This window comes from Cupriavidus sp. YR651 (genome assembly GCF_900101625.1).
In the GTDB taxonomy this organism is placed as follows: domain Bacteria; phylum Pseudomonadota; class Gammaproteobacteria; order Burkholderiales; family Burkholderiaceae; genus Cupriavidus.
This window is the reverse complement of sequence record NZ_FMYZ01000007.1, coordinates 20,693-38,564: the sequence shown is the minus strand read 5'-3', so window position 1 is coordinate 38,564 and position 17,872 is coordinate 20,693. Positions and strand designations below refer to the sequence as shown.

The window sequence follows — 17,872 nt, the reverse complement described above, 5'->3', positions numbered from 1 at the left end:
TGGGCGGTTGTGTTCGGATGTTATTTGACGACAGTGGCCGACTCGATCACGATCGGCGTGGCCGGCACATTGCGCATCGGGCCGTAGGCCGTAGTGGGTGCGGACTTGATCTTCTCGATCGTATCCATGCCTTCCACCACCTTGCCGAATACGGCATATCCGTTGCCGTCCGGCTGCGGGTAGTCGAGGTTCGGATTATCCACCACATTGACGAAGAACTGGGCGGCCGCGGAGTTCGGATTGGCAGTGCGGGCCATGGCGATCGTGCCGGTCTTGTTCTTCAGGCCGTTCTGGGACTCCAGCGGAATCGGCGCGCGCGTCGGCTTTTCCTTCATGTCGCGGTCAAAGCCGCCGCCCTGGACCATGAAGCCGTTGATCACACGGTGGAAGATCGTGCCGCTGTAGAAGCCGCTCTTCACATATTCCATGAAGTTGGCGACGGTCTTGGGCGCGGCATCCGGGTAGACCTCCACGGTGAACTTGCCGGCGTTCGTGACAAATTGCACGCGCTCGTTCTTCTGCGCGGCGGCCGGGCTGGCCCCCTGGGCCATGGCGGCAAGCGGGGACAAGGCGGTGGCCGCGGCCATCAGGCCGGCCAGGACGATGCGGCGGGAAATGGTCATGTCTGAACTCCGTGTTGCGGGATAGGCAGCCGGCGACGCTTACCCGATGCGTTACCGGCGGTGAACAAAAGAGGGAGGACCTCAGCGGGCAGCCGGCGCGCTGGCCGGCGCCCTGCGCGACGCAGGGGTTCCGGATGCCTTGCCGGCGGGCGCGGTGGCCGGTGTCGTGGCGGACGGCGTGGCGCCGTCCGGCTGAAGCTGGCGGAGGTTGCCGGCTGCGCGCGCATCGCCCGGATTGCGGCGCACTGCTTCGCCATACGCCTGTTCGGCCAGGCGACGGTACACATCGCCCAGGTTGCTGTAGGCGACGGCGTAATCCGGCTTGGCGTCGAGAGCGGCCAGCAGCTCGGCCTCGGCGCGCTTCAGGTCGCCGCGCTTGGCATAGAGCAGCGCCAGGTTGTTATGCGGTTCCGGCAGTTCCGGAAAGTCCTGCGCCATGTCGGAGAAGGCCTTGATGGCCTCGTCCTCGCGGCCGGCTTGCGCCAGCGACCACGCGCGCTGGAACCGGGCCTGGGCGTTGCGCGGATTGGTGGCCAGCACGCGGTCGAAATCCGCCACGGCATCGGTGTAGCGTTTTTCCTTGACGGCCTTTTCGGCCGGCACCATGCCCGGGTCGGCGGAGCGCGGACCGGTCGGCGGTGCAGCCGGCGCCGCCAGCGACAGCGGGCCGTTCTGCGCGAACGCCGGCGCGGCCATCAGCGCGGCAGTCACGGCCAGCGCGCCCGCCAGCGCGGAAAGGGTGCCATCGCGGCGGGAAGAGGCAATCGTCGGGGTGGGCAGAAGCAGGCTCATGTAAGGGCGGTCCGTTATACTCCGCGGCATTCTAGCAAAGCGGCGAGGCGTGCAGTACAGGTCGCAGTACGGGTCGCCGCTCAGGTCCGTGGGCCGGCCGGTGCGCCCGGCAGCGGCCACGCGCACCGGGCCGCCACCCGGTGCGGGGGCTTCCGGTAAGATATGGGGCCCGCACGCCATGGCCCGCGGCGTCACGGCGGCCGGGATCCTCGCGGCACGCCCATGGCGCCGCCTCAACTACTCACATCGTTTCATGCAGCAACTGAACATCTACAACACGCTTGCGCGTGAGAAGCAGCTCTTCGTGCCAATCGAACCCGGCAAGGTCCGCATGTACGTGTGCGGCATGACGGTGTACGACTATTGTCACGTGGGCCACGCGCGCGTGATGGTGGTGTTCGACATGGTGCACCGCTGGCTGCGCACCGCCGGCTACGATGTGACGTATGTGCAGAACATCACGGACATCGACGACAAGATTATCCGTCGCGCCGCGGAAAACGGCGAGACGCTCGGCGAGCTCACCACGCGCTTCATCCAGTTCATGCACGAGGACGCCGCCGCGCTGGGCATCATCCGCCCCGACTACGAGCCCCGCGCCACGGATTACGTGCCGCAGATGCTCAACCTGATCGAAAAGCTCGAGGCCAATGGCCTGGCCTATCAGGCAACGGATGGCGACGTGAACTACTCGGTGCGCAAGTTCGAGGGCTACGGCAAGCTCTCCGGCAAGTCGGTGGAGGACCTGCGTGCCGGGGAACGGGTTTCCGCCAATGATGCCAAGCAGGACCCGCTGGACTTCGTGCTGTGGAAATCCGCCAAGGCATCGGAGCCACCCGAGAGCAAGTGGGATTCCAAATGGGGCAGTGGCCGCCCGGGCTGGCACATCGAGTGCTCCGCCATGAGCTGCACGCTGCTGGGCGAGCATTTCGACATCCACGGCGGCGGCGCCGACCTGCAGTTCCCGCATCACGAAAACGAGATTGCGCAGTCCGAGGGCGCGAGCGGCAAGCCATTCGTAAACATGTGGATGCACAACGGCTTCGTGCGTGTGAACGACGAGAAGATGTCGAAGTCGCTCGGCAATTTCTTCACGATCCGCGAAGTGCTGAAGGCCTATGACCCGGAAGTCGTGCGGTTCTTCATCCTCCGCGCGCACTATCGCAGCCCGCTGAACTACAGCGATGCGCACCTGGACGACGCCCGCCACGCGCTGACGCGCCTGTACACGGCGCTCAAGGAAACGCAGCCAGGTGGCTGCGCGGTGGACTGGGACGAGCCGCACGCAAAGCGCTTTGCCGAGGCGATGAACGACGACTTCAACACGCCGATCGCGATGTCGGTGCTGTTCGATCTGGCCAGCGAGGTCAATCGCACGGGTTCCGCCGTGGCGGCGCGCCAGCTGAAGGCCCTGGCCGGCACGCTGGGCCTGCTCGAGCGCGATCCGCACACGTTCCTGCAAGGCGGCAAGGTGACCGATGGTCCCACCGCGGAGCAGATCGAGGCGCAGATCGCCGCCCGCAAGGCCGCGAAGGCCGAGCGCAATTTCGCGGAAGCCGACCGGATCCGTGCCGACCTGCTTGCCGCCGGCGTGGTGCTCGAGGACAAGCCGGGCGGTGCGACCGAGTGGAGGCGTGCTTGAACGCTGCCGCGCGCAAGCCAAAGTCGCCCGCGCCCGCGCCGGAGAAGGTCAGCCGGACGACCCGCGCTGCGCCGAAGCCGGCGGGCAAGACGACAGCGAGCGTGGCGGGCAAGGTTGCCGCCAGGGACGCAGGCAAGGCCGGGAGCAAGGCTGCAGGCAAGGCGGCGGCAAAGGGCGGCAAGCCTGTGCTGCCGGAAGCCAACGCGGTGCCACTGCCGGTGGAAACGGTCATCGACGCCGTGCGGCCGGCCTTCTGGGACGAGGCCTGCGCCGACCTGATGAAGCGCGACCGCATCCTGCGCAAGATGATCCCCACCTACGGTCCCGCGCACCTGATCTCGCGCGGTGATCCCTTCATCACGCTGGCGCGTTCGGTGGTCGGCCAGCAGATTTCCGTCAAGGCCGCGCAGTCGGTCTGGGAGCGCCTGGTCGCGACATGCCCGCGCCTGACGCCGGCGCAGTTCCTGAAAGCGGGTCCGGAGACATTGGCCGGCTGCGGCCTGTCAAGACGCAAGGCGGAATACATCATCGACCTTGCAGAGCATTTCAAGGCCGGACGCGTCCACGTCAATGAATGGACCGGCATGGACGACGAGGCGGTGATCGCCGAACTCACGCAGATTCGCGGCATCGGACGCTGGACGGCAGAGATGTTCCTGATGTTCAATCTGATGCGGCCGAACGTGCTGCCGCTGGATGACGTAGGGCTCATCAACGCGATTTCCGCCAACTATTTCAGTGGCGAACCTGTCACCCGGAGCGAGGCACGCGAGGTGGCGGCCAACTGGGAACCCTGGCGAACCGTGGCCACATGGTACATGTGGCGCAGCCTCGACCCGCTGCCGGTGACGTATTAGGAACAAGCAGGAACAAACAGGAACGAAGCAGGGCAGTTTCAGGTAGTGACGGTGTTGATTTCATTTAAAAGTGATGTGAATTCAACTTATCGGGCGGTTGGAAACCGGTTTTTTTCCGGTAGAATCCGCCCCTTCACAGACAGGTCCGTGTTTCTATGAAAACCACCTTCCTGGATTTCGAGCAGCCGATCGCCGAGCTCGAGGCAAAAATCGAAGAACTGCGCTTTGTGCAGGACGATTCGGCTGTTGATATTTCCGAAGAGATTTCGCGGCTGGCTGGCAAGAGCCAGCAGCTCACCAAGGACATCTATGCAAACCTGAGCCCGTGGCAGGTTGCGCAGATCGCCCGCCACCCGCAGCGTCCTTACACCCTGGACTACGTGCGGGAGATTTTTACCGACTTCCATGAGTTGCACGGCGACCGCGCCTTCGCGGACGACCTGTCGATCGTAGGCGGCCTGGCCCGCTTCAATGGGCAGGCGTGCATGGTGATCGGTCACCAGAAGGGCCGCGACACCAAGGAGCGCGCGCTGCGCAACTTCGGCATGTCCAAGCCCGAGGGCTACCGCAAGGCCAAGCGCCTGATGGAACTGGCCGACAAGTTCGGCCTGCCTATCTTCACCTTCGTGGATACCCCGGGCGCATTTCCGGGCATCGACGCGGAAGAGCGCGGCCAGTCGGAAGCCATCGGTCACAACCTCTATGTGATGGCCGGCCTGAAGGTGCCCCTGATCGCCACCATCATCGGCGAGGGCGGCTCCGGCGGCGCGCTGGCGATTGCCGTGGGCGACGTGGTGCAGATGCTGCAATTCGCCACCTACGCGGTGATCTCGCCGGAAGGCTGCGCGTCGATCCTCTGGAAGACCGCCGAGAAGGCGCCCGAGGCGGCCGAGGCCCTGGGCCTGACCGCGCACCGCCTGAAGGCGTTGGGCCTGATCGACAAGATCGTGAACGAGCCGCTCGGCGGCGCGCACCGCGATCCGAAGGCGATGGCCACCATGCTCAAGCGCACGCTGGCCGAATCGCTGCGCCAGTTCCAGGGCATGAGCGTGAAGGAATTGCAGGCACGCCGGCACGAGCGCCTGATGGCCTATGGCAAGTTCAAGGAAACCGGCGCTCCGGAATGATGCGCGAGACGGGACACCCGATCCCGTGCCCGCGCAACTGACCGCGCGCCTGACCGACAAGGTCGCACAGGCTCTCCAGGCCGGTGCGGCCTTTGTTGTTTCTGGCAGCGGCGCACCGCCGACCGTTGCCGTGGCGCTCTCGGGCGGACGCGATTCGGTCGCGCTGCTGCACGCCGCGTGCGCGGCCGTCGCCGGCGTCTCGCCACCGGCGCGCGTGGTCGCGCTGCATATCCATCACGGTCTGCAGGCGCAGGCCGATGACTGGGACCGGTTCTGCGAGTCATTGTGCCGCGACTGGCAGGTGCCGCTCGTCAGTGAGCGCGTGACGGTACAGGCTGCGGCGGGCGAGGGGATCGAGGCCGCCGCGCGCCGCGCCCGATATGAGGCGCTCGGCCGCATGTGCCGCGCGCAGGGGGCTGGCCTGCTGCTGTTCGCCCACCATCGCGACGATCAGGTTGAAACCGTGCTGCTGCGGCTGTTCCGCGGCACCGGTGTGGCCGGCATGGCCGGCATGCCAGCGCAACGGCCGCTGGACGGGCAGGGTGATGTGCAACTGCTGCGGCCGTGGCTGGAGGTGCCTCGCGCGGACATCGACGCCTATTGCCAGTCACAGCAGTTGCAATGGATCGACGATCCGTCCAACACCGACCCCCGCTATGCCCGCAATGCGCTGCGCGCCCAACTGCCGGCGCTGCTGCAGGCGTTTCCGGCGCTGTATGGCAGCGTGACGCAGGCTGCCGCGCACTTCGGACAGGCGGCCAGTCTGCTCGATGCGCTGGCCGTACGCGAACTCGCCGCGCTGGCGGGCCCCGGCCGAGACCCGGAGACGCTCTCGGAGCTCGATCTCGCTGGCCTGCGAGCGCTGCCAGCCGATCAGGCAGACGGCGTACTACGCCACTGGTTGCGCGATCTTGGCGCGCAGGCGCCATCCACCGCACGGCTGGCCGCGATGCGCGCGCAACTGATCGAGCACGATGGCGGCGAGCCGGCGATCGCGCATGACGGGCTGGTGCTCAGGCGATTCCGCGACAAGGTGCTGGCCTGTCATGCCGTCCTGCGGACCGCGCCGGCACCGTTCGCGTTTGACTGGCAGGGCGAGGCCCGGTTGGTCGTTCCCGCATGGCGTGGAGCGCTGCATTTCACGCGCGACGACTCGTTTGGCGTGCCCGACGCCGTGCTGCGCCAGCCGCTACGCCTGATGGGCAGGGCGGGCGGCGAGCGCATCGTCCTGCGGCCCGGCGGCCCGGCGCGGGCGCTCAAGCAGGCCTTCCAGGAAGCCGCCATTCCCGCCTGGCGCCGGGCGTACCTGCCGTTGCTCTGGAGCGGCGATACGCTGGTCATGGCGGCTGGCCTGGGCATGCATCGCCGATGGGCGGCCGACGCGCCCCATGCGCCGCGCTGGCGTGTGGAGTGGATGCCCTGGGGCGAAGGCACCGTGCACGCCTCCTGAGGCGGCCGATTAGCGCCCGGCAGGTCACTCGCGCCGGACCGCCAGCCCCGCCGCCGCCTTGCCTGGCGGGCGGTCTTCGTGTATTTTCAAGGGCTTTGCACAATCGCTGGCGTCGACAAGAAGATGGCTCTCATCGTTCACAAATACGGCGGCACTTCGATGGGTTCCTCGGAACGCATCAAGAATGTCGCCAAGCGCGTGGCCAAGTGGCACCGCGCCGGTCACCGCGTTGTCGTGGTGCCTTCGGCCATGTCGGGCGAGACCAATCGCCTGCTGGCCCTTGCCAAGGAAATTTCCGCGCAGCCGGATCCGCGTGAACTGGACATGCTGGCCTCCACTGGCGAGCAAGCCAGCGTGGCGCTGCTGGCCATTGCGCTGCACGGCGAAGGCATCAACGCGGTCAGCTACACCGGCTGGCAAGTGCCGGTGAAAACCGATTCGGCCTACACCAAGGCCCGCATCGAATCGATCGATGACGAGCGTATCCTGGGTGACCTGGACGCGGGCCGCGTGGTGGTGATCACGGGCTTCCAGGGCATCGACGATGACGGCAACATCACGACGCTGGGCCGCGGCGGCTCCGATACCTCGGCAGTGGCCATTGCCGCCGCCATCGAAGCCGACGAGTGCCTGATCTATACCGATGTGGATGGCGTGTACACGACCGATCCGCGCGTGGTCGAAGACGCTCGCCAACTGGACCAGATCACCTTCGAGGAAATGCTGGAAATGGCCAGCCTGGGCTCCAAGGTGCTGCAGATTCGCTCGGTGGAGTTCGCCGGCAAGTACCGCGTGAAAACGCGCGTGCTGTCGTCGCTGACCGACCCCCTGATGCCGCTCGAGCAGGAAATGCACTCGGGCACGCTGATTACTTTTGAGGAAGAGTCTGAAATGGAAGCAGCCGTCATCTCCGGCATCGCCTTTGCCCGTGACGAAGCCAAGATCACTGTCCTGGGCGTGCCGGACAAGCCGGGCATCGCCTACCAGATCCTGGGCCCGATCGCCGACGCAAACATCGACGTCGACATGATCATCCAGAACCAGTCGGTGGACGGCAAGACCGACTTCACCTTCACCGTGCCGCGTGGCGACTACCAGCACGCGCTGACGATCCTGAACGACAACGTGAAGGGCCATATCGGCGCCGCGAGCGTGTCGGGCGACCCGAAGGTGTCGAAGGTGTCGGTGGTGGGTGTGGGCATGCGCTCGCACGTCGGCATCGCCAGCAAGATGTTCCGCACGCTGTCGGAAGAGGGCATCAACATCCAGATGATCTCCACCTCGGAAATCAAGATCTCGGTGCTGATCGACGAGAAGTACATGGAGCTCGCCGTGCGCGCGCTGCACAAGGTGTTCGAACTGGATCAGGCGTGATCCGGATTTGAGGTTTGTTTCTGGCGGGGATGTATCGTTTTTTGCAAGGCCGGTCATCGAAATTTCATTGACCAGTTGATGCAGCCTCGCTAGAATACGCGCTTCGTTGTGCGGCCTCCCTCGCACAACGCAAGTTTGGGAGACGTGGCCGAGAGGTCGAAGGCACTCCCCTGCTAAGGGAGCATCCGGGCCAAAACCTGGATCGAGGGTTCGAATCCCTCCGTCTCCGCCAGTAATGGCGAATGTGGACCCCAGCCCTTGAGGGGGCTGGGGAATCCGCTAAGAGACAGTCTTACACCGCTGCACCTTCCGCGTGTCACTTACACCGAGGGAGAGTCAGCGATGCACATCACCCGCCGAAACGGCACCTACTACTTCCGCAAGAAAATCCCCACTGACCTCGTTGCCATCTACGGCAAGCGAGAGATCATCTACAGCCTTCGCACCAGAGAACGGGCTACTGCAGCACGACTTGCATTGCGCGCTGCTGTGCAGCTTGACGATGAATTCAGTCTGAAGCGGGGCGCACCAATCCTAGAACATTCCGCAGTACCCCTGCCGCGTCCTACTGCTTCTGTGAGCGCTGACGGACCCGGCACCTCTCCAGCGACCACCAAGCGCAGCGGGACCCAGCTATCCACCCTCATTCCGATCTGGCGACGAGACAGGCAACCCACGGCAAAGACTGTGGACGCTGTGACCCGTGCTGTGCGAGAGGCCAACGACCCTGACATCCGCATCATTACCCGGCAGAGCATCGTTGCCGTGCGTGACGGCTGGATAGAGACCGGTAACAGCATCGCCACCACGAACAAGAAGCTGGGCTTCATCCGCCTGCTGCTAGGGATTGCCAAAGGGCGGGGCATGATCGAAAGCAATCATGCGGAGGGCGCAGAGCTACCGCCGCCAAAGCGTGCCGTTGAACTGCGTAAGCCGTACAGCCCCGAGCAGGCGGAGGAGGTGATGGCTGCCACGGCAGGGATGTGCGAGAGCGACCCAGCGATGTACTGGTTGCCCAGGTTGGCGAAGTGGACGGGGGCGCGACTGAACGAGCTTCACCAGCTACGCCGATGCGACCTGATAGAGCGCGACGGCGTGCAGGGCATTCGCATCACTGACGAGGGCGAGCACGCCCCCGGAATTCCCATGACGCTGAAGAACGCAGGAAGTCGCCGCTGGGTGCCGCTGCATCGGGAGCTGTCACACTTCTGGTCATGGGCGCAGGCGCTGCCGGAGGGGCCGCTGCTACCAGTGAAGACCGACAAGTATGGCAACGTGTCCGCTGCGTTCAGTAAGCGATACGGGAAGCTGATTCGCAACGTCTGCAAAATCAAGGACAAGGACGTTGCGTTCCACTCGTGGCGGCATCTGTTCGCAGACAAGTGCAGGGCCGCAGGCGTATCGCAGGAGGTGCGCATGGCCTTGATGGGGCACGCCGAGGGTGGGGCTGCAGGCACTTATGGGACCAGCGACGGATTGCCGCCAAGTTTGCTGTCCGAAGCAGTTAATAGGCTATCGCGTGTGGGCGCGGTTGGAATCAAAGGCTGACATGCTTCGAGTCGTCGTCGGCTTGATGGAAGCGGAAAGCTGCCCCCACGATTGCTGGCCGAGGCCATCAATAGACTTGTAGGGGCTGAGTATCTGGGGCCTTTTACTCCTTGGGGCGCGTAAGTTGTCGACCACGTTGGGGGACGGTGAAGTCGTGAACTACGCCTTTTAAGGTACTTTGATCCGTGCGGGTAATGCGCACAACAAAATTCACGGCAGTTGAGTGCTGGAAAGCGTGAATGAGCCTTCCGATTTTGAATGCAGAGAATTGGTCAGCGTAGAGCTTTGCAATTACGGCCTTGTGCTCGCTTGCTAGACCTAGGCTGTAGATGTTCTCTTTTTTCTGCATACTCGTGATAACCATTTCTTCGCGCAAATCATGTGGCCTCCTCGACTTCTTGGGGCGCCTCTGGCTGAGGTCGAGAATTTCGTCGCGTGAGATGGTTACGCCGTTGATCTGTGCCGTGTCCGCATCCTGGAGCGATGTAAGGAGAGTGAGTTGGGCTCGCCGAAGCTGAGGAACCATTCCTTCTAGAGCCGGGAATTTTCTTGACAGCTTTCTTAGGACTTTTTGATAGGTCTTGCCTTGCTCCGTTTCCTCTGCATTTCGACTGGCGAGTGCATCGATAAGGGCGCGCTGGTTCTTCAACTCCAGTTCACGCGCACGGCCTTCAAAAAAGCTCTTTACAACAATAGGGGATGTGAGTACTAGTGGGATTAGCACGGCTGCGACAATCACCTCAGTCGGGCTTGCTGTTGAAACCACCATTGACAACGCTTTGACAAAGGGGGAGAGGTCGGTTTCAAAGATAGAGCTACCTTCACGAACTTCGGTGCGTAATACGAGTTCCTCTTCCTCTTCATCCGAAAGATAGCGTCCATCGAAGTGGCCGCGAGAAATGGCGGCATAAGCACGATTCAGTGTCTTCTGGAATTCCAGGAATGCATCCATTTGAGAGGCGGTGATGCTGCCAAGATAATCCTCGCCCCTAATAATAATGGACATCGTGGGCCAGTTCTCGAAGAGTGGCCTCGTTGCATCCCCTGTTTCCAAATAGCGCTCCAAATAGCGCCACGCATCTTCTTCGCTGGAAATCCTCATTCTATTGGCTCGTTAGAAAATTTAGGTGGCTAATGGCTGTTAGTCCCGTGATTTCGCTTTGCTTGCGGATACTTTTGGTATGCCGTCAACAACGATTACTCTCGGGGCGGCGTTGCCGGCGCTAGCCGATTCCTTAAGTAGGGCGTCCAGCCTTGCTTCAGATCCCCCGTTGTGCACTACCAAATATACGCCCTTCGGAGCATTCTCCGCCTTCTGGTAGATCGGCAATTGATTGAGAAAACCTGATACAAGATTTTGATTGGTGGTGAGCTTGATCTCGACAACCACCTTTTCGCGATACCCGCGACTTGCCTTAAAATCGACTGGGCCTCGCCCCGCGTCGCTCTCCGGCGATAGGTCAAGATTGTTTGCCTCGCAATAAGCTGAGGCAACCCCGAAGAATAGGAGTTGCGCGGCGGACTCATGCTTCTTTTTGCCCTCACCGTCATACAGTAATTTGCAGAGCTGGTTGTCTTCCAGAAGTGTTCTGAAATGCTCGCAGATTTTTTGTACTACGGTTTCGACTTCGCTCTGTGTGGGGTTGTCAGAAAGGGCTAATTGCAGCGGAACTTCCTGGGCCACTGTTTTCGATGTTCGATACCAAATCACTTCACCAGCGGGATCGTTATCAAAATCATAGGCTTGCCTGTCTGCAGAGCAGTAGGCATCAATAACCATCTTGAGTATGTCAGGTCGTTCGATAAAACTGGATTTGAGAATTTCCTTCTGCCTTGCTAGGGTAAGATCGCTCCATCGCCCCCCAATGATCGCATTGAAACGATCGCGCAGGTCTTGATTCTGAGAGGCAATCCACCCGATGTCGGCAAAACTCTCGGCCACTGGAAGGTTCCGGAGTATTTCCTTTGGCACTAAAATTAATGGTCTTTCGGTAATGGGGTTGGATGGCAGGTCCTCTTGTTGCAGCCCATTGGCGACCCGATGCGCTGTCATTGGGATGCCGAGATCGCTGCACACCCGCTGGGTAAATGTTATGAGGTCGGGTAACACGATTTTGGCAATCATGTCGCTGATGCGATCTGGGCCGATGCCTTCTTCAAATGCGCCGATTAGTTCAAAGATCCTTGGGTCCTTAGTGCCTGCCCGGGAAATCTGGATTATAGTATCCAGCAATTTAGCCCGAGTATCTTTACCCATCCCACTCCCGCGTGTCCCTTTTGAATACCCAATACATAGGCCATCCACTTCCGGGAAGGTTAGTAATTGGTCGGCTTTTCGCCAGAATGGATCGCCAACCTTACCGATGTTCTCGACAATCTTGAGCACGTCGGCAAAGTATTCCTCAACGACTTTGAAACTGCCGCCAATTTCAGGTGTGGCGGCTTCCCGGAGCAGGCTTGGATCAATAAAGAGCTTTGTGTCAATCCCAGGGATGGGGTCGAGAGCGCCCGTAGCTGCAAATGCATTCGGGTCAATGCCATGAAAGTCCGCAAAGCTTTTGATCATTTGAGTGCTCAAAGAGATTTAACGGCAAGTAATTGTGTTACGAATTGTGACTATAACATGTGTCCGAGGGCGCACCTTTCGGCGCGAGTGGGCCAAAAAGTGGGCTGCGAATCCGTGCGGGGAGCGCTGGCACACTCAAGGCCACTTTCCCCATAGGCACCCCTGGAACGCGCTCGCGAGTCCGGCGCAGCGACGCTCACGCGCATGGAACGCGTAGCGCCCACGTCCGCCTGAAACGCGTGGCGCGCCTCCCGTAATGATGGAGCGAGCAATACAACTACCAGCGCGATTAAGAGGCAGGGCGGGTGGTGGCGTGTTCTGGCTCAATACGGTATGCCATAGTGAGCTATGCGCAAATGGCGGCTGACATGGCTCGATAGGGTTGACTGGTTGTGAGCTAGTGCCTAGTATCGGGCTATCAACTCTATTGAGCCATGAGGGGCAGAATGCGAACGATCTACTACGGGCGAGTATCCACACTGGACGGGCAGACAGCGGCCAGCCAATACGCAGACGCGGCGGCGCATGGCGTGGCCGCCGAGGATGTGTTCATTGACGAGGGTGTGTCCGGCTACCACGTTGCCCCGGCTGATAGGCCGCAGTGGCGGCACGTTGAGCGGGACTTGCGCAAGGGCGGCGTGCTGGTCGTGCGCTGGCTGGACCGTATCTCGCGCCGGTATGACGAGTTGCACGCCACGATGCGCCGCCTCATGGGCAAGGGCGTACGGGTGGAATGCACGCTGAACGGGATGGTGTTCGATGGCGCGGCCACGGATGCGATTGCCAAGGCGACGCGGGACGCTGTGCTGGCGTTCATGGCTGCCCAGGGCGAGGCTGACTATCTAAACCGCAGAGAAATGCAGAGGCGAGGGATTGAGGAGGCCAAGCGCACCAGCCCGGATAAATACAGGGGCCGGGCAAGGGCTGCAGACGCAGAGACGGTGGCCGCATGGCGGGCCGAGCATGGCGCGAGCATTGCCGCCACGGCTGAGCACTTCGGGATCGGCGCTGCAACGGTCAAGCGATACTGCGCCGAGACAAAAGCCGTTGCCTGACAGGGGATAGTTCGCGTTCAGGCTACCGAGTTGGCTGTACCTGCGATTTTGTGATGATGCCGCGCTCGTCTATTCGGAAGTAGAGGGTCCTGGAAGCTGAAAAGCTTGGGCTTCCTCAAGCTGTTTGTATGTCTGTCCAGTTGCCGTTCGCCATGCGTCTCTGCCGTTGATGGAGTAGCCCACTATGATCGCTGCCGCTTGTGACGGGCTTGAGAACGGATAGTCTCGGGCAAAGCGAAGCTTGGTTCCTGAATCCTCAAGTACGCCTTCCGCTAGCATGCGCTCCTTGTGAGCCTTATAGCCTCCTGAGAGGCTATCTAAGTTCTCTCGTGATGCGTCAGAACCGGCGAGAACAACAATGCCCTCATCACTGCGCATTGCACGTGCTACGACGTTGCTTACTCGAAGGAAGAAGACGGGACTCGATGAGGTATCTGGAGGGGTAACTACTCCCGTTGAGGCTGCTGGTTCATGGTCGGACTCCGCAAGAGCGAGCGGGACCGGGGCGAGTGGTTCCAGCAACCGATGCCCGAATACGCCGAGAAGTACGCGCACGTCTTCGACGAACTCCTGCATGGCATCCCGATCCCCACGCGGAAGGCTAGCTTCCTGCGGGGTAACGGAGTTCTCCAGCGTATAGCGACCGGCCTGCGAGGCCAGATTGTGTAGTCGCGACTCTAGGTAACGGACATGTGCCTTGGTGAGGTTGTCATCCTTGCTGGTGAAGATGATGACCTCATTCCAGAACTCCTTTTCCTGAACGTGAGTTTTTAGACGGTCGAATACGTCTTCTGCTTCACCAACATAAGCTGCTTCACGCCCGTCCTTATCAATTCCCAATAGGAAATACACCCCCGGTCTGCGAGTTTCAGGCCATGCCTTAAGCTCGAGAAGTCGCACCCGAGGGCAGGCGATTCCCTGACCGCTCCAGTTGACAATCTCTCCGTGGCGAATCCCTGTAGCGACTCCATCGGCGAGGAAGATTCGTATGCTTTTTCCCAAGGGGCCTCTCCCTTTGTCGATTTTTCTTGAGGTACACGGCTACGATTGTAGCCCTTGCGAGAGGGTGCGTCCGCCGATGGAAACTCGTTGTTTTGTAGTCCATCTGTTGACAACGGCAATTGACGGGCAATAGACTTACTCCTCAGCGGGTAACTCCCGTGCGTCGTTACTGTCCACCCTTCATAGGTTGCGCAGTAATTGGGCGCGAACCTCGCATCTGGTGATGGCGGCTCTATCTAGGGCCGCTTGAGACCGGGCAAGGCCACCAATCGAACCAGTCTTAGGGCTGCAAGAGAGGTGGCCTTTTTGCGTCCTCGCAAAGCGAACGAGGAAAGGTCATCGGCAAAGCTGACGACCTGCGCTCTTTAACAACTAGCGCCAGACAACTGGCATTTGGGGGCCAAACCTTGCTTCGACAGGTCTGGTCTGGATGACCGTGCAAGCGGTCAGGGAGGCGTTCGTCCGTTTGCAGCGGATGACGCCATGAGGCGAAGTCGATCAAGGGGATCGATTGGCCGATGTGTTGGCCCGAGGGGCCGAAGGAGATTGAATGCAGGGAAAGGATCGTAGCAGCAAAGCAGGCGTGAGTCTCGATTTACTGGCCGATTTGTTTGTCGCGTTGGAAGGGGCGCTTGCACGAGGAGTCAAGCCTACGGCGACACCGCGCCCGCAGACAAAGCGTCGCGTGGTGCGTCGCCGGGGTGCGCGTGGGAGCAGGAATGGCCGTGCGGTACTGACGGCGGCAGTTGTCCGAGAAATGCGCAAGATGGCTGCCGAGGGCGCGAGCTTCGCCAGCATTGGTCGTGCGTTCGGCGTGCATCGGAGCACGGCTCAGAAGATCGTTCGCGGTCTGCGTTGGGCGCACGTATGAAGATCGGGGCCAGCAGGCTTACCAGTGCGCTGTACCGGTTGGTCAAGGATGATGCGGCTGCCATGCTCAGGATCAGACATCGATGCCGTGACCCGCTGCGGTTTGGCGCGTGGACTCGAGGGGAGCGCCGATACGTGGTCGAGCGACAGTGCGACAAGTGCGGCAGTCAGTCCCGGCTGGTGCGCGATGGGTCGTGCGCTGGATGCGCGGCTAGGCGTTCGCCGTTGAAGCTGACACCGGGCGGCAAGCTGGACAAGGCCGCGTATGTGTTCGCGGCCGATGGTCGCCAGCGGGTAGGCAGGAATCGGTGGCTGGATCAATGCGATGCCGAGCGGGCCGAGCGGTGCGGGGAGTTTCGCGAGGTGCGGTGCGGCAAATACGCGGCAAGGATTCACCCGACGGGGCGGCTTGAAGTGCAGGACGACTCGGGATGGCGCACTGACGATCTGGAGAAGCTGGCCCGCGAACAGGGAGATGCGTTCTTCCGTTTCGCTCAGGGCGAACCTGACCTAGTGACAGTCATGTGCGAGGCCGGCTGGTACTGATGCGCGTGCGTGTAGCCGCGAAGCAGTGTTCGCGTGTGCTCGGTGCCGGTGGGCAAGGGCATATGGCAGGTGTGGCGCAAGGCAGCGATGCTCAACAATTTGGGGAGGTATGGGATGGGGTCAATTACGAGTGGATTTCACCAGATCAGGCGAGGCTTGGATTCTCAAGCGCAGGTAGCAGCGTGGAGCAGGCTCAGGGCGCACCTGATGGAGTTGCAGACGGGTGGCATTCCTTTGGAGGGGCCGGGGTACGATTTGCTGCAGGACGGCACGGCGGTAGAAATTGAGAGGGTGGCCGTGGCCGACGCACGCGCCCGCTCGGCCTGCGCCGCACGTACAGTTGCGGACTGGAACGCGATGAACGTTTCCCGGCGCGGTCTTGCTGATGGCTGGATGATGCTGGATCGGTCGCAGACAGGGGCCGGAAAGAGTAGCGGCCATGCCGTCGAGTTCGTCATGGATTGGCAGTCCGCTGGTCGCCAAGTGCTGTGGCTTACGCCGCTGGCGAATCTTGCGGCGTCGGCGATAAAGCTGCTGGCGACGACCCCAGGCATCCGTCCGCTTCAAGGCTACAAGCGTGTCAAACCGGAAGATCGCGGACTGCACTTGGACGGTAGCCTTCCAGCGTTCGGTGGGCTTGTGTCCTGCATCGACAGCCTGCCGTCGTTTGCGGAAGCCGTCGCACAGTCCCCGGGTCGCGTCGCCGTGGTCGTGGACGAACTGGGTTACATGCTGCACCGAATGTGCATGGAGAAGTCGGAAAAGGGTGTCGATGTGCTATCGGACTTCTTTCGCATCCTACGCGAGACGAACACGCCGGTTTTGCTAATGGACGCCACGGCGGGTGAGGCGCACGTTGCTCTCATTGAGGCCATGACCAATCGCCGAATTGACTGTGTTCGAGTTGCGCCACGGCAGCGACCGGGCGGCACATGGGGCATGCCTGACTTCAAAGCCCCAGCCATTGAGATCGTGCTGGCTGATGGTGACGATACCGCGAAGCGTGAAGGTCTGATTCGCGAGTGTCTGGACGAGGTTGTTCGCCGCACTGAGGTTGGGCAACTCTGCTGCGTGGCGTTCGACAACATGGAAGTCTTGGTTGCCTTCGTCAAGGCTGCACAGGGGCGCATTGATCAGCGGCGCATCCTTGCTCTTGGTAGATTCGATGCGGACGAGAAGGCGCACCGAGCCTACGTTCAGCGGCTGAATGGTATCGACTGGGAGTCGGACATCACGCCGTCAGTTGTCGAGAGCGTCCAATCGAAGACGCGGCTACTTGTCGCGTACACAAGCGTCTGCGGTGTTGGTACAAGCTTTGACGATACTGCCGGCTCGTACAATGCCGTCCTGGCTACGTCTGGTAGAGTCGATCCGGCTTGGGTTGTCCAGGCTGTAGGTCGTGCCCGACAGGCTCACAATGCACAGGTGTTCATTGCCGTGAAGAACCTGTTGGACGAGCCGTTCTCCGAGCGCAGCCTGCCGGAAGTGGGCGATGTCCCGGACTTCCGTGGTCGCACCGTGGGCGAAGCCGTGGCATTGATGCAGGCGTTTATGAAGCGGGGGACGATCTCTAATAGGGCGGCGCGTTGGTCCGTAAAGCTGCTGCTGGAAGATAGTGGTTACATAGTGTCGCAGACTAGGCTTGCTCGTGTAGGTACCGAAGCCGGCGTAGATGACAGTCCGCATGTGGCTGCGCGGATCGTTCTCGATGAGGTCGCTTCTCTTGGCATGCTGGACTACACGGATACAAACCTCCCCCGGAGGTGGCGGCAATCATGCAATGACCGATCAATTCGACAACAGTTCGAGGTAATGCGCTGCGGCCAGATGTTCGGCTTGCGTCCCGGTGAGTTGCCCATAGTCGAGCAGATGGCGTTTTTCCTATCGCTGACGCCCGAAGGTCGGGCTGCTTGGTGGATGGCATACGGGGCTAACGCCTCGCGTATTCCCAAGCTGTGCGGCTACTTCGATGCCGCGTCCAAAGATGCGAAATCCGTAGCGGCGGTGTTGAAAGTCATTGTCGGTAGTGACAAGGCGGCAGCGCTGCGCAAGGTTGCTTCGGTCTGGAGCCAGAAGGTTGCTGCTATGGCGCAGCGCATGGGGATTTGCCCGCCAGTGTTGACGAACGGGGGGCTCAAGCGTAGCGGTGCGTCCGCACTGCGCGACTGGCTTGGTCGGGCTGGGTTCAGTTTCGGGGTCGATGCGGAGGGCGATGCTGTTGCGGCCGCTCCGGTGTGGTTCCTACGGGCAACGTAGAGCCGGCTCCAGCAAGCTGGAATTTCATGGGTTTCTTATGGGGAGAGATAACCCGCCAGCCCTTGTCCGGCATACGTTTGCGGGCGATGGGCGAGGGGGTCGCTATTCACTCTTGAACTGGCCCTGAGTGCGTCCCGTCGGGACATGGTGGCTGCGCGGTATAG

General features: G+C 61.5%; 14 protein-coding genes and 1 tRNA gene. 10 read left to right on the top strand and 5 right to left on the bottom strand.

From position 1 onward, the window contains the following. Positions 1 to 20: 20 nt before the first annotated feature. Complete coding sequence (locus BLR29_RS19355; protein WP_092138663.1) at positions 21 to 623, bottom strand: peptidylprolyl isomerase; 603 nt, start codon at positions 621 to 623, stop codon at positions 21 to 23. Positions 624 to 704: 81 nt separating this feature from the next. Further along, complete coding sequence (locus BLR29_RS19350; protein WP_092138662.1) at positions 705 to 1,415, bottom strand: tetratricopeptide repeat protein; 711 nt, start codon at positions 1,413 to 1,415, stop codon at positions 705 to 707. 253 nt (positions 1,416 to 1,668) lie between these two features. Here BLR29_RS19350 and cysS point away from each other — a divergent pair, with 253 nt between their 5' ends. The 7 genes from cysS (at position 1,669) to BLR29_RS19315 (ending at position 9,413) form a co-directional block, all read left to right on the top strand. Next, the gene (cysS, locus tag BLR29_RS19345; RefSeq protein ID WP_092139126.1) at positions 1,669 to 3,057 is read left to right on the top strand and encodes a cysteine--tRNA ligase; all 1,389 of its coding nucleotides are present in this window, start codon (positions 1,669 to 1,671) and stop codon (positions 3,055 to 3,057) included. Continuing rightward, entirely contained in the window at positions 3,054 to 3,914 is an 861-nt protein-coding gene (locus BLR29_RS19340; protein ID WP_369804658.1) for a DNA-3-methyladenine glycosylase family protein, read from the top strand. The genes cysS and BLR29_RS19340 overlap by 4 nt, the downstream gene beginning before the upstream one ends. A 155-nt stretch (positions 3,915 to 4,069) precedes the next feature. Continuing rightward, positions 4,070 to 5,041 (top strand): acetyl-CoA carboxylase carboxyltransferase subunit alpha, encoded by a 972-nt coding sequence (locus BLR29_RS19335; protein ID WP_092138661.1) that lies wholly within the window; start codon positions 4,070 to 4,072, stop codon positions 5,039 to 5,041. Further along, on the top strand, positions 5,007 to 6,491 hold the full coding sequence (gene tilS, locus BLR29_RS19330; RefSeq protein ID WP_176860997.1) for a tRNA lysidine(34) synthetase TilS: 1,485 nt from the start codon (positions 5,007 to 5,009) through the stop codon (positions 6,489 to 6,491). The genes BLR29_RS19335 and tilS overlap by 35 nt, the downstream gene beginning before the upstream one ends. A gap of 123 nt (positions 6,492 to 6,614) precedes the next feature. Then, on the top strand, positions 6,615 to 7,865 hold the full coding sequence (locus BLR29_RS19325; RefSeq protein ID WP_092138660.1) for an aspartate kinase: 1,251 nt from the start codon (positions 6,615 to 6,617) through the stop codon (positions 7,863 to 7,865). Between the two features lie 138 nt (positions 7,866 to 8,003). Then, a tRNA-Ser gene (locus BLR29_RS19320) sits at positions 8,004 to 8,097 on the top strand. Between the two features lie 110 nt (positions 8,098 to 8,207). After that, a complete protein-coding gene (locus tag BLR29_RS19315; RefSeq protein ID WP_092138659.1) occupies positions 8,208 to 9,413 on the top strand; it encodes a site-specific integrase in 1,206 nt (401 codons plus the stop codon). 103 nt (positions 9,414 to 9,516) lie between these two features. Here the strand turns inward: BLR29_RS19315 and BLR29_RS19310 are convergent, their stop codons facing one another. Then, positions 9,517 to 10,515 carry a hypothetical protein gene (locus BLR29_RS19310; protein WP_092138658.1) on the bottom strand — a complete coding sequence of 333 codons (999 nt, stop codon included), beginning with the start codon at positions 10,513 to 10,515 and terminating at the stop codon, positions 9,517 to 9,519. Between the two features lie 39 nt (positions 10,516 to 10,554). After that, positions 10,555 to 11,979: a hypothetical protein gene (locus tag BLR29_RS19305; protein WP_092138657.1), complete on the bottom strand. Its 1,425-nt coding sequence runs from the start codon at positions 11,977 to 11,979 to the stop codon at positions 10,555 to 10,557. A gap of 446 nt (positions 11,980 to 12,425) precedes the next feature. On the opposite strand from BLR29_RS19305, the gene BLR29_RS19300 reads away from it, so the two are divergent. After that, positions 12,426 to 13,034, top strand: a complete 609-nt coding sequence (locus BLR29_RS19300) for a recombinase family protein (protein ID WP_092138656.1) — start codon at positions 12,426 to 12,428, stop codon at positions 13,032 to 13,034. A gap of 69 nt (positions 13,035 to 13,103) precedes the next feature. Here the strand turns inward: BLR29_RS19300 and BLR29_RS19295 are convergent, their stop codons facing one another. Further along, positions 13,104 to 14,036, bottom strand: coding sequence for a GIY-YIG nuclease family protein (locus tag BLR29_RS19295; protein WP_092138655.1), 933 nt, complete (start codon positions 14,034 to 14,036; stop codon positions 13,104 to 13,106). A gap of 1,095 nt (positions 14,037 to 15,131) precedes the next feature. Between BLR29_RS19295 and BLR29_RS32025 the strand changes: the two genes are divergently transcribed. Beyond that, complete coding sequence (locus BLR29_RS32025; RefSeq protein ID WP_143018482.1) at positions 15,132 to 15,452, top strand: hypothetical protein; 321 nt, start codon at positions 15,132 to 15,134, stop codon at positions 15,450 to 15,452. Between the two features lie 207 nt (positions 15,453 to 15,659). Next, a complete protein-coding gene (locus BLR29_RS19285; protein WP_143018481.1) occupies positions 15,660 to 17,708 on the top strand; it encodes a hypothetical protein in 2,049 nt (682 codons plus the stop codon). The last annotated feature ends 164 nt before the right edge of the window (positions 17,709 to 17,872 follow it).

Coding starts and splice junctions, on each gene's coding strand:
- BLR29_RS19355 (WP_092138663.1), bottom strand. CDS start 623: ATGACCATTTCCCGCCGCATCGTCCTGGCCGGCCTGATGGCCGCGGCC.
- BLR29_RS19350 (WP_092138662.1), bottom strand. CDS start 1,415: ATGAGCCTGCTTCTGCCCACCCCGACGATTGCCTCTTCCCGCCGCGAT.
- cysS (WP_092139126.1), top strand. CDS start 1,669: ATGCAGCAACTGAACATCTACAACACGCTTGCGCGTGAGAAGCAGCTC.
- BLR29_RS19335 (WP_092138661.1), top strand. CDS start 4,070: ATGAAAACCACCTTCCTGGATTTCGAGCAGCCGATCGCCGAGCTCGAG.
- tilS (WP_176860997.1), top strand. CDS start 5,007: ATGGCAAGTTCAAGGAAACCGGCGCTCCGGAATGATGCGCGAGACGGG.
- BLR29_RS19325 (WP_092138660.1), top strand. CDS start 6,615: ATGGCTCTCATCGTTCACAAATACGGCGGCACTTCGATGGGTTCCTCG.
- BLR29_RS19315 (WP_092138659.1), top strand. CDS start 8,208: ATGCACATCACCCGCCGAAACGGCACCTACTACTTCCGCAAGAAAATC.
- BLR29_RS19310 (WP_092138658.1), bottom strand. CDS start 10,515: ATGAGGATTTCCAGCGAAGAAGATGCGTGGCGCTATTTGGAGCGCTAT.
- BLR29_RS19305 (WP_092138657.1), bottom strand. CDS start 11,979: ATGATCAAAAGCTTTGCGGACTTTCATGGCATTGACCCGAATGCATTT.
- BLR29_RS19300 (WP_092138656.1), top strand. CDS start 12,426: ATGCGAACGATCTACTACGGGCGAGTATCCACACTGGACGGGCAGACA.
- BLR29_RS19285 (WP_143018481.1), top strand. CDS start 15,660: ATGGAGTTGCAGACGGGTGGCATTCCTTTGGAGGGGCCGGGGTACGAT.